Here is an 11,946-nt window from a genome sequence, read left to right as displayed (position 1 = left end):
GATCTCGGCGCACACTACTTTGACCACCACGATGCACAGAAAACCATCAATCGGCTGCTCAAGCGCCTGGCCGACCTCGGCTGCCATGTCGAACCGATCGCTGAAATCCCCTAGCGCTTCCTAGTAGCCTGGAGTGACGGTGACCTGACGGCAATGGGTGGCTAAAGCTCCTTTCTCCGTTCGTCGGCCACCATCGCGCACCAGTGCTCTAATGGATGCCTCGCACCAAGCGCTGCGAGGCGAGCGAGTTGCCTGGCGAAATGGGTGAGAAACGCCTTCATGCTCGTTGCCATGGGTTGCCTCTTATCTTGCAGATGCGCGTTGCCGACGATAGGGGCGTCTCGGTGCTTTCCGCCTAAAGGCCGAGCGCGGTCTTCACCGTGGCCACTCCGTTCTTGCCATCGAAGCTCGCGACCCCGTTGAGCCAACCATCTAGAACGCTCGGGTGCTTATGGATATATGCCTTTGCCGCGTCCTCGGGCCGTACCTTGTTCATGACGTCGAGCATGAGCTGATTTTCCATGTCGGTCGAGAACCGCAGGTTCGACACAAGCCGCCCAGCATTCGGGCAGCGTTGTGCATATCCGGTCGCGGTCAGCGTAAAGACCCGCGCTTCCCCATAATTCGGGCCGAACGCCGCGTCGCCGCCGGCGAGATATTTGATGGGAACCTGAATGTTCATCGGATGCGGCGCCCAGCCGATGAAGACAACCCATTTCTTGTCGCGCAGCGCGCGTTGCACCGTCACCAGCATTCCGGCTTCGCTCGATTCGATCAGTTTGAAACCGTGAAGCCCGTGTTGATTCGTATCGATCATCTTCTGGATCGTCGCGTTCGCGCTGCTGCCGGGCTCGATTCCGTAGATCTTGCCGTCGAGCTCGGCCCGGTGCTTCGCGATGTCGTCGAACGACTGAAGTCCGCCCTGAAACGCATAGTCGACGGTGGCCAGCGTTTCCTTCGCGCCGGACAGGTTCGGCGGCTCGAGCTTGACGAACGCATTTGCGTCGAGAAACGGCTGGATCTGCCTTTCCTGTATCGGCCACCAATAGCCGAGTGACACGTCGATCTGCTTGCTCTTGAGTCCTGCAAACGAAATCGGCACGGACGAGATCGTCGTGGCCGGCCGATAACCGAGGCTCTTGAAGAGTAGCGACGCGACCGCCGTCGTCACCGTGATGTCGGTCCAACCGATGTTCGAGAGCCTGACGTCGCGGCAAGTTGCGTCGTCGCCGGCGGATGCGGCGGTGGGCAGCGCGAATGCGAGTGCCAGCATCCCGGATACAAAGACGTTCTTGAGTCTCATGCCTGAACCCCCGTTCTAGCGCTAACGAGAATCGGCCGTGTTGTGCGGATATTGCAGCCGATGGATTACCCGATCCTAGCGGCTTGCGTCGGGCGGCGACCGGTGAATTGCGACATCAAGCTAGCGGAACCGGCCAGGATGCGGGGCGTCGCGCACCCGCTCCGGTTGCCCCAGTTTTTTCGGCCCATTTGGCTTTTATTTCCTCGTTTGCGACGCCATGCGACGGTGCGTAGATTCGCATCAAAGCAGTTCTCTCCCGCTTGAATTGCCAGTTCAACCTTTCAGGAGCGCTTCATGAGCGAATGCCTTGCGCAAACGGATATCGACCTCGCCGGTCAAGGGTTCAAGATGCACGACGTCGCGGCATCGTCCACCCTCAACGCGAAATGCTATACGGACGCGAAGTATTTCGATGCCGAAATGCAGGCCGTCTTCCATCGCAGCTGGCAGTGGGTCTGTCACGTCGAGAAGGTGCGCGAACCCGGTGCGTACTTCGTCGCCGATGTCGCGGGCAGGAGCATCGCGATCGTGCGCGATCGCAGCGGACAACTGCGAGCGTTCTACAACGTCTGCAAGCACCGCGCGCATCACCTGCTGACCGGCGAAGGCAAGACCCGGGTCATCACGTGCCCGTACCACGCATGGAGCTACAACCTCGACGGCGGGCTTCGCAATGCGCCGATGACCGAGACGCTGGTCGACTTTAGGAAGGAAGAGGTCTGCCTGTCGCAGGTGCAGGTCGAGGAATTCTGCGGCTTCGTCTACATCAACATGGATCCGGCTGCCGCGTCGCTCGCATCGCAAAGCGGCGACCTGAAGGCGGAGATCGACCGGTTCGCGCCGGATGTCGGCGAGCTCACCTTTGCGCGCCGGTTGCAGTTTGACATCAAATCGAACTGGAAGAACGTGGTCGACAACTTCCTCGAGTGCTATCACTGCCCGACGGCGCACAAGGATTTCGTCAGCCTGCTCCAGTTCGACACCTACAAGGTCACGACGCACGGGATCTATTCGAGCCACATGGCGAAGGGCGGCAACGCCGAGAACACGGCATACAGCGTCGAAGGCGCAACATGTGACGACCACGCGGTGTGGTGGGTCTGGCCCAACACGTGCCTGCTGCGCTATCCGGGGCGCGCGAACTTCCTGGTGCTGAATATCATCCCGGTGGCGCCTGATCGCACGATCGAGACCTACGACTTCTACTTCGAATCGTCGGAGCCTACGCCTCAGGAAATCGAAGCGATCAACTATGTTCGCGACGTGCTGCAGCAGGAGGACATCGACCTCGTCGAAAGCGTGCAGCGCGGGATGTCGACGCCGGCATTCGAAAGCGGCCGAATCGTGAACGACCCGCAGCATTCGGGGATGAGTGAGCACGCGCTGCACCACTTTCACGGCCTCGTGCTGCAGGCATACCAGACCGCGCTGAAGTGACGCCCGCACACCGATCGAACCTTCCGCATTCACGAGAGACCTGACATGTCGAACAGCATCATCATCACTTGCGCGGTGACGGGCGGCATCCATACGCCGACGATGTCGCCGCACCTGCCGATCACGCCCGCGCAGATCGCCGCCGAATCGATCGCCGCCGCGGAGGCCGGCGCATCGATCATCCATCTGCATGCGCGCGATCCGGAGACGGGGCGGCCCACGCCCGATCCGAAGGTGTTCATGAAGTTTCTGCCGGTCATCAAGGCGAACAGCGACGCGATCATCAACGTGTCGACGGGCGGCGGCCTCGGCATGACGCTCGAGCAGCGCCTCGAGGCGGCGCTCGTCGCGAAGCCGGAGATGGCGTCACTGAACTGCGGGTCGCTGAACTTCGGCATCTTCCCGATGCTGCAGAAGCACGACACATGGAAGCACGACTGGGAACCGGCGTTCCTCGACATGACGCGCGACTTCGTGTTCAAGAACACGTTCAAGGACATCGAGTACACACTGCGCGAACTCGGCGAAACGCACGGCACGCGCTTCGAGTTCGAGTGCTACGACCTCGGGCATCTGTACAACCTCGCGTACTTCGTCGATAAGGGGCTGCTGAAGCCGCCGTTTTTCATCCAGATGATCTTCGGGATCCTCGGCGGTATGGGCGCGGACACCGACAACCTGAGCCATCTGCACAGCATCGCGCAGCGCCTGTTCGGCGACGGGTTCGAATGGTCGGTGCTGGCGGCCGGGCGCAACCAGATGAAGTTCGCGACGCAGTCGGCTGTCATGGGCGGCAACGTGCGCGTGGGGCTCGAGGACAACCTGTACATCGATCGCGGACAACTGGCCGCGTCGAACGCCGATCAGGTGAAGAAGATCCGGCGCATCGTGGAGGAGCTCGGCTTCACCGTCGCGACGCCGGCCGAGGCGCGGGCGCGTCTGGGGCTGAAGGGTAAAGATCAGGTCGGGTTCTGATCGAGCCGGCACTATCGGTGAACATTCACGAGGTCGAGCAGTCATGCAAACGAAGAACCTGATCCACGGCGAACTGGTCAACGGCGACGGAGAACCGCTTCCGGTCGTGAACCCGGCGACCGGCGACGTCATCACGCACATCGCCGAGGCGACGAGCGAGCAAGTGGACGCAGCCGTCGCGGCGGCGGCCGCCGCGTTCCCCGCGTGGTCCGCGACGCCGCCGGCTACGCGCGCGTCCCGCCTGCTCGCGTTGGCGGATGCAATCGAGGCACACGCGGACGAGTTCGCCGCGCTCGAAGCATTGAACTGCGGCAAGCCGCTGTATTCCGTGAAAGCCGACGAACTGCCGCTGACCGTCGACGTCATCCGGTTCATGGCGGGCGCGGCGCGCTGCGTGTCGGGCTCGAACGCGGGCGAGTACGTGGCGGGCTTCACGTCGATGATCCGCCGCGATGCGGTTGGTGTCGTCGGCTCGATCGCACCATGGAACTACCCGCTGATGATGGCCGCGTGGAAGCTGGCGCCCGCGCTGGCCGCCGGTTGCACAGTGGTCCTGAAGCCGTCCGAACTCACGCCGCTGACGACGTTGCGCGTCGCGGAGCTGGCGACGGCCATCTTTCCGAAGGGTGTCGTGAACGTCGTCGTCGGGCGCGGCGCGACGACCGGCAACGCGCTGATCGACAATCCGCAACTCGATCTCGTGTCGCTCACCGGCGGGCCGGCGACGGCCAGCCGGATCCTCGAGGCGTCGTCTCGGCACCTGATGCATACGCACATGGAGCTCGGCGGAAAGGCGCCGGTGCTCGTCTTCAACGACGCCGATCTCGATGCCGTGGTCGCAGGGATTCGCGCCGGGTCGTTCTTCAATGCGGGGCAGGACTGTGCGCAGCCGTGCCGACTCTACGTCGAAGACGCAGTGTACGACCGGTTCGTCGCAGATCTCGCAAACCGCGTGTCGTCGATCCGGCTTGGCGGCCCGAACGATCCCGCGACCGAGATGGGGCCGATCATTTCCGAACGGCATCGCCGGCATGTCGCGGGCTTCGTCGATCGTGCGCGTGAATTGCATCACACGGAAATCGTCACCGGCGGCCGAGCGGTCGACGGCGCCGGCTTCTTCTACGCACCGACGATCGTCGCGCATGCACGGCAGGATGACGAAATCGTGCAGAACGAGGTGTTCGGGCCTGTCGTTTCCGTCACGCGCTTCAGCGGGGTGGAGCAGGCGATCCGGCTCGCGAACGACAGCAAGTACGGCCTGGCGTCGTCGGTCTGGACCGGCGATGTCGGCAACGCGATGAAGATCGCGGCGCGCCTGCGGTGCGGAATGACGTGGGTGAATGCGCACGGCATCGCGACGGCCGAGATGCCACACGGCGGCATGAAGGCTTCCGGGTATGGCAGCGACATGTCGGTCTACGCGCTCGAGAACTACACGACCGTCCGTCACGTGCAGATCGCACACGCATAGACGGACCGGGATTCGGACAGCGGATATCGATCATCCAGAGGAAATCACGATGCAACATCAAACTGGAACACTGGAGCGCCAGCCGCTGATCGTGCGGTCGATCGCCGACGTGGCGAACGGCATCCGCAGCTATGAGCTTGCACGCGAAGACCACGGCGAGTTGCCGGCGTACGAGCCGGGCGCGCATGTGGCCGTGCATCTGGGCAACGGCATCACGCGACAGTACTCGCTGTACGACGCGCCCGGCGTGCGCGACAGCTACCGGATCGCCGTGCTGAAGGACCCGACGAGCCGCGGCGGCTCGCGATTCATGCATGACGAAGTGGCGCCCGGCGACTCGTTGCACGTCAGTGGGCCGTACAACCATTTTCCGATGGCGGCCGAGGCGACCTCGTCGTTGTTGATCGCGGGCGGCATCGGCATCACGCCGATCCTGTCGATGGCGTACCACTTGCATCGGTGCGGCACGCCGTTTGAATTGCACTACTGCGCGCGTCACGAAAGCGATGCTGCGTTCGTCGCGCTGTTGCGCGACACGGTGGCGTTCCGCGATCGCGTGAACCTGTGGTTCGACGGCGGCGATCCGCGCAACGGTCTCGACGTGAAGGCGCTGCTGGCCGACGCGGTGGCCGGGCGTCACGTGTATTGCTGCGGGCCCGGCGGCCTGATGAACGCCGTCGAACGGGCAGCCGCGCACTGGCCGGACGGCGCGGTTCATTTCGAGCGCTTCTCGGCGGCAACGCCGGCAGGCGCGGAGAACACGGCGTTTCGCGTCGTGCTGCAGCGCGCCGGCGTCGAGCTCGACGTGCCGGCCGACCAGAGCATTCTTCAGGTGTTGAAGCACGCGGGCTTCCGCGTCGATACGGTATGCGAACAAGGGATCTGCGGCGCGTGCCTGACCGATGTGGTCGATGGCGTGCCGGAGCATCGCGATCACATACTGACCGACGACGAGAAGTGCGCGAACGACGTGATCGCGGTCTGCTGCTCGCGATCGAAATCGCCCCGGCTCGTGCTGGACCTTTGACCGGCCGGGATGGCCGGCGTGACCCGCACCCGGCAAACGGTATTTCTATTCAGGATGGTGGAGAGCAATGAGCGACAAGCATGACATTCCGCACGGCATCGACGTCGTCGGCATTCTCGGGGCCGGCACGATCGGCGCGAGCTGGACGGCGCTGTTTCTCGCGTCGGGGCTGGAAGTCGACGTGTACGACCCGTCGCCGGACGTCGAGGCGTTCGTGCGCGACTACGTGCGCCACGCATGGCCGAGCCTCGAGCGTCTCGGGCTCGCCGAACGCGGCAACCCGGACCGTGTTCGCTTCCTGCGCACGCCGGAGGAAGCCGTCGCGCGCGCGCAGTTCGTCCAGGAAAGCGTGCCGGAGCGCATCGAGATCAAGCACGACCTTTACGGCCGGATCGAGCGTCATCTCGACCCGCGTGCGATCGTCTGCTCCAGCGCGTCGGGCCTGCTCGTGAAGGAAATGCAGAACGGCTGGCGGAATCCGGGCCGCTTCATCCTCGGCCACCCGTTCAATCCCCCGCACCTGATCCCGCTCGTCGAACTCCTCGCCAACGACCGGACCGAACCCGGCGTGATCGAACTGGCGGAAGATTTCTATACTGCGTGCGGCAAGACGACGATTCGCGTGAACAAGGAAGTGCCCGGACACGTCGCTAACCGGTTGCAGGCGGCGCTGTGGCGCGAAGCGATCCATCTCGTGGTCGAGGGTGTGGCGACCGTCGAGGATGTCGATAAGGCTGTGCATGCGGGCCCCGGCCTGCGCTGGTCGGTGATGGGCCCGCACATGCTGTTCAACCTCGGCAGCGGCGGGCATGGCATTGGCGTGTTCTGCGAACGGTTCGCGCCTTCGTTCCATCGCTGGTGGGACGATCTCGGCAACCCGAAGCTCGACGCGGAGACGATCCGGATTCTCGTCGAGGGCATCCATTTGGAAGAGGACGACCGCAGCTTCCACGAACTGGCGGCCGAGCGCGACCGGAAGATCGTCGAAGCGAACCGGGCGATCAACGCGGCCGAGCATCCGTCGCGCGCGCTCGATGTGGTTGGGAACCGGAAAGTCGCGGCCCGGTGAGTCGACAGGAAGGTACCGGGCGCCGGACGCCCGGCATGGTGCGAGATATCGCGAAGGGTGGAACCGAATGAGCGAAGAACCCGTCGTCTACGAAGGGACGGTATTGGACGAATGGATCGACTACAACGGGCACATGAACGACGCCTGCTACGTGCGAGTGTTCAGCGATTCGATCGACGGCTTGATGGATCATCTCGGGATCGATGCGGCCTTCAGGTCGCGCGAGAACGTGTCGATCTATACGTTGCAGACCGTCGTGCATTACCTGAAGGAGCTGCGGGCCGGCGAGCCGCTTGCCGTCACCGCGAGCGTGCTGGAGTACGACAGCAGGAAATTGCGGGTTTTCCTGAGCATGCAGGATCCGGCGCGGACACATCGCTTTGCTACGATGGAAGCGCTGCTGCTTCACGTGGACATGGCAGCGCGCCGCAGTTGCGCGTTCCGGGCCGCGACGCTCGAAGTGATCGATGCGCTCCACGCTTCACGGCGCAATGAAGCCTGGCCTGCGTCCGCGGGGCAGGGCATCGCATTGCGGCGCGATCGTTGAATCGATCGCATCGCCAAACGGCGAAGTTCGCCGTGGCGCGTCCAGCGTCAGTCCTGAAACAGAAGTATCGGAATCGAGATGAGCAACCGTACCAAGCATCTTCCGCCGCTGTCGTACCTTGCCGCCTTCGAGGCGGCGGCGCGGCACGAGAGCTTCACGAGTGCCGCCGACGAGCTGTGCGTGACGCAGAGTGCAGTGAGCAGGCAGGTCCGATTGCTTGAGGAAACGCTCGGCTGCGCGTTGTTCGTGCGTTCGCACAAGTCCGTCGCGCTCACCGACGCCGGCAGGAAGTTTCAGCGTACGGTGAATGCTGCATTCGGATTGCTGTCCGCAGCGGCGTACGACCTGAGAGTGCAGGCCGGATCGTCGACGGTCACCGTGTCGACCGATCTCGCATTCGCGTCGCACTGGCTGATACCACGCCTGCCGAAGTTCCGTGCCGAGCATCCCGAAATCATCATTCACGTCGATGCATCCGACGAGGATACGAAGCAGATCCGCAAGGGCGCGGACCTCGCGATTCAGTTCGGCGATGGCTACTGGCAGGCGTGCAACGCGCGCTTCCTGCTCGAGGAAGAGATCTTTCCCGTCTGTGCGCCTGCGTATCTGGCTCGACTTGGGTCAACCACGTGCACCGAGGATTTGCTGCGCGCCACGCTGATCCATCTGGAGACGCGGCATTGGGACTGGATGGACTGGGGCACCTGGTTCGGGCACAACGACATCGTGCTGGGTGAGCAGCGGCAGGATCTTTACATCAACAACTACCCGGCCGTTCTGCAAGCGGCGATGGGCGGACAGGGCGTCGCGATGGGTTGGCGCTACCTTGCGGACGACATGCTGGCGTCCGGCGTGCTCGTACGACCGGTCGAGACGTCGGTGCGCACCGGGCGCGGCTTTTACCTGCTGCATCCAAGCGATCGCATGCTGACACCGGAAGCAAAAGTGTTCTGCGATTGGGTCGTCGCGCAATGCGAGGGTGGAAAGCGCGATCGGTGACCCGATGAACGCCATCACGGACTAACGACCTTACTCGAATACTCTTGCACAAAAGGATCGGGATATGGGTGAGCCATTTAAGACATTCGGATTCCTCACATTGTCGAAATATTCGATGATCGCATTGACGAGTGCGATAGAGGCACTGCGAATGGCGAATCAGCTGCGCGAGGCGGAACTCTATCAATGGTCTATCTATTCGGTCGACGAGCGGCCAGTAGTCGCGAGCAACGGAATCGCAGCAGGGCCGTCTCGTGTACTGGATATGAGCCAATCGCTGCCGGACGTGGTGTTCGTGTGTGGCGGATGGGACGTTCGCGATGCAGTCGATGGCCAAGTGATAACCCTACTTCAGGCGCTCGCGGAGCGCGGTGTCGCGCTTGGCGGTCTGTGTACCGGTGCATACGCGCTGATGGCAAGCGGTCTGCTTGATGGTTACCGTTGCGCGATTCACTGGGAAGTGCTTTCCGAACTGCATTCCGAGTTTCCCGACGTGCGCTTCGTCGACGAGCTCTTCGCGATGGATCGTGACCGGATCACATGTACCGGTGGAACGGCCCCGCTCGACATGATGTTGCACCTGATTACGCAGGATCAGGGCAAGGTGATGGCACGGAACATTTCCGAGCAATTCTCGGTGGACTGTGTGAGGGAGGTGTCTGATCCTCAGCCGATACCGGTTGCGTCGCGTGTCGGTTTTTCACGTCACGAATTGGTCGAGACAGTCCGCCTGATGGAGGCAAACATCGACGAACCGCTCACTGTTCCCGATCTGGCGCGTCTCGTTGGCGTTTCGATGCGTCACCTGCAGAGAGTATTCAGGGAGTCCCTGAATACCACTCCTTACGAATATTACATTGGCATTCGATTGAGGGCAGCAAGAAAGTTGATTCGCTATTCGAATTTACCGATCGCGAGCGTCACGAAAAGATGCGGTTTTCAGAGCTCCACGCATTTCAGTCGCGCGTTTCGATCATTCTTTGGCCACGCGCCAAGCCACGAACGCCGAGCGGGTGAGCCATTCTTTGAGGGCGACTCGATTCCGGCCATTGCAACGACACAACCAAGGGGGTAGTTTCATGAATCGCATCAGTTTGGCTGGATTGGCGGCTGCGTTGCTCCTGTCGATCACAAGCGGCCACTCAAGCGCCGCAGAACCGGAGACCTGCAAGAACGTCCGTATGGCCGACGTTGGCTGGACCGACATCGCGGCGACGACCGGGATTGCATCCACTGTTTTGTCGGCGCTCGGATACGCGCCGTCGAAAACGATTGCGTCGGTGCCAATCACGTTTGCAGGGATAAAGAGCAAGCAAATCGATCTCTTCCTCGGGTATTGGTCGCCGTCGATGGACCCGATCATCGGGCCGTTTGTGAAAGGCGGCTCAGTGAAGGTGTTACCCGACCCCAACCTGCGGGGCGCCAAGTTCACGCTCGCGGTGCCCGACTACGTGTACCAGGCCGGGCTGCGGACCTTCGCGGATCTGCCGAAGTATGCCGACAAACTACAGAACCGGATCTACGGCATCGAGCCGGGAAACGACGGCAATCAGTTGATCGACAAGATGATCAAGACCAACAAGGACGGCATCGGCAAGTTCAAGCTGGTCGAGTCGAGCGAGGCTGGCATGCTGGTCGAACTGAATCGTGCGGTGCGGGAGAAGCAGTGGATCGTTTTCCTCGCGTGGGAACCCCATCCGATGAATGCCCAGTACAAGATCAACTATTTGTCGGGCGGTGACGACGTTTTTGGTCCCAATTATGGCGAGGCGCGCGTCTATACGGTGGAGCCGCCCGATTATGAAGCGCGATGCCCGAACGTCGCGAAGTTCGCGTCGAATCTGAAGTTTACGACGGATATCGAAAACCACCTGATGATCCCAATCATGGACAGGCAGGATCCGAACAAGGTCGCTGCCGAGTGGCTGAAGAAGAACCCGTCGGTTCTCGACAGCTGGTTGGCAGGAGTAACGACGATCGACGGGAAACCAGCGCTGCCGGCAGTGAAGGCGTACCTCGGTTCGCGTTAAGCTGCGTTTCGGATGCGTTTGCCTGGATGATTATGAACTCACGGGGCGCGTTGCCAGGATTTATGCGCTGCGTTGAAGCGCCGGCAACGTGCCTTCGTGAACCGCGGCGATCATCAAGGTACATGTCCGACGCCTTTCGGGTGTCGGAAAAGACCGGGATCCCGGTTGATCATCAATTTCCCGTGTACACGGAGAGTGCCCCGACACGCATGCACTCACATCGAGGGCTTGGAGTAATGAGTCGAGATATAGTAATCGTCACTGGCGGGGGCCGCGGAATCCGTCGTGCGATCGTTGACGAGTTCGTGGATCGCGGAGCACAAGTGGTCGCATGTGGCCGTGGACTGCGCCCGGAGCAGTTGGCCAGATCCGTGAGATGGATTCGGGCCGATGTGTCGTCGACGGAAGACGTCAAGCGGATATTGAAAAGCACGTGCGAGCACTTTGGGGCGCCTTCGGTTCTAGTGAACAACGCGGGCATTCAAATTGAGAAGACCATCGTCGAGACCACTGACGCAGATTGGAATTGCCTCTTAGACACCAACGTCAAGGGTATCTTCAACATGTGCCGGGCATCCATACCGATTATGCAGTCGACGGGCGGTGCGATTTTAAACATCGGTTCGATATCTGGACTTCATGCCGATCGGTCGATGGCTGTCTACAACGCGACAAAAGCGTTTGTTCACGGGCTGACGCGTTCGATCGCTGTAGACCACGGCCCGAAAATTCGCTGCAATACTGTGTGCCCAGGATGGATCACGACAGGAATGCTTGAGGCAGCGTTCGAGAAGGCGGATGACCCTCAGCAAGCTCGAGCGGATGCGCGCGCTCGCCATCCTGTCGGGCGCTTCGGTGTGCCATGCGATGTTGCGAAGGCAGTCGCGTGGCTAGCTTCGGGCGACGCAGATTTCGTAACCGGTCAATGCTTCGTGGTGGACGGTGGTTTGACTGCTGCGTCGCCACTCCAACCTCGCATATTTTAAATGGCGTAAGAAGATTATTTGGATAATTAATGAAATATCGAGAGTTAAATTAAAATTGAGATGGCCAGGATTTGTCGGCGATCTCGGTGCGAATTTGTGGTA

At 61.5% G+C, this 11,946-nt stretch carries 11 protein-coding genes; 10 read left to right on the top strand and 1 reads right to left on the bottom strand.

The window, feature by feature from the left end; genetic code table 11:
- Positions 1-355 precede the first annotated feature (355 nt).
- The gene (choX, locus tag O1Q03_RS21095; protein ID WP_269505864.1) at positions 356-1,303 is read right to left on the bottom strand and encodes a choline ABC transporter substrate-binding protein; all 948 of its coding nucleotides are present in this window, start codon (positions 1,301-1,303) and stop codon (positions 356-358) included.
- Between the two features lie 294 nt (positions 1,304-1,597).
- Between choX and O1Q03_RS21090 the strand changes: the two genes are divergently transcribed.
- From O1Q03_RS21090 to O1Q03_RS21045, 10 genes are all read left to right on the top strand, one after another.
- The gene (locus O1Q03_RS21090) at positions 1,598-2,740 is read left to right on the top strand and encodes an aromatic ring-hydroxylating oxygenase subunit alpha (RefSeq protein WP_269505863.1); all 1,143 of its coding nucleotides are present in this window, start codon (positions 1,598-1,600) and stop codon (positions 2,738-2,740) included.
- A 45-nt stretch (positions 2,741-2,785) separates the two neighbouring features.
- Positions 2,786-3,715, top strand: coding sequence for a 3-keto-5-aminohexanoate cleavage protein (locus O1Q03_RS21085; protein WP_175839038.1), 930 nt, complete (start codon positions 2,786-2,788; stop codon positions 3,713-3,715).
- Between the two features lie 43 nt (positions 3,716-3,758).
- Entirely contained in the window at positions 3,759-5,186 is a 1,428-nt protein-coding gene (locus tag O1Q03_RS21080; protein WP_269505862.1) for a gamma-aminobutyraldehyde dehydrogenase, read from the top strand.
- Positions 5,187-5,235: 49 nt separating this feature from the next.
- Positions 5,236-6,213, top strand: a complete 978-nt coding sequence (locus O1Q03_RS21075) for a PDR/VanB family oxidoreductase (RefSeq protein WP_269505861.1) — start codon at positions 5,236-5,238, stop codon at positions 6,211-6,213.
- A 67-nt stretch (positions 6,214-6,280) separates the two neighbouring features.
- Positions 6,281-7,282, top strand: a complete 1,002-nt coding sequence (locus O1Q03_RS21070; RefSeq protein WP_269505860.1) for a 3-hydroxyacyl-CoA dehydrogenase NAD-binding domain-containing protein — start codon at positions 6,281-6,283, stop codon at positions 7,280-7,282.
- 67 nt (positions 7,283-7,349) lie between these two features.
- The gene (locus tag O1Q03_RS21065; RefSeq protein ID WP_269505859.1) at positions 7,350-7,829 is read left to right on the top strand and encodes a thioesterase family protein; all 480 of its coding nucleotides are present in this window, start codon (positions 7,350-7,352) and stop codon (positions 7,827-7,829) included.
- A gap of 78 nt (positions 7,830-7,907) precedes the next feature.
- The gene (locus O1Q03_RS21060) at positions 7,908-8,828 is read left to right on the top strand and encodes a LysR substrate-binding domain-containing protein (RefSeq protein ID WP_269505858.1); all 921 of its coding nucleotides are present in this window, start codon (positions 7,908-7,910) and stop codon (positions 8,826-8,828) included.
- 64 nt (positions 8,829-8,892) lie between these two features.
- On the top strand, positions 8,893-9,903 hold the full coding sequence (locus tag O1Q03_RS21055; RefSeq protein ID WP_269505857.1) for a GlxA family transcriptional regulator: 1,011 nt from the start codon (positions 8,893-8,895) through the stop codon (positions 9,901-9,903).
- Positions 9,904-9,907: 4 nt separating this feature from the next.
- Entirely contained in the window at positions 9,908-10,858 is a 951-nt protein-coding gene (locus tag O1Q03_RS21050) for a choline ABC transporter substrate-binding protein (protein ID WP_269505856.1), read from the top strand.
- A gap of 26 nt (positions 10,859-10,884) precedes the next feature.
- On the top strand, positions 10,885-11,844 hold the full coding sequence (locus O1Q03_RS21045) for an SDR family NAD(P)-dependent oxidoreductase (protein ID WP_332112546.1): 960 nt from the start codon (positions 10,885-10,887) through the stop codon (positions 11,842-11,844).
- The last annotated feature ends 102 nt before the right edge of the window (positions 11,845-11,946 follow it).

The organism is Burkholderia sp. IMCC1007 (assembly GCF_027257875.1).
In the GTDB taxonomy this organism is placed as follows: Bacteria; Pseudomonadota; Gammaproteobacteria; order Burkholderiales; family Burkholderiaceae; genus Burkholderia.
Note: the sequence above shows the minus strand (reverse complement) of the source record. Positions and strands in the feature narration are given on the sequence as shown.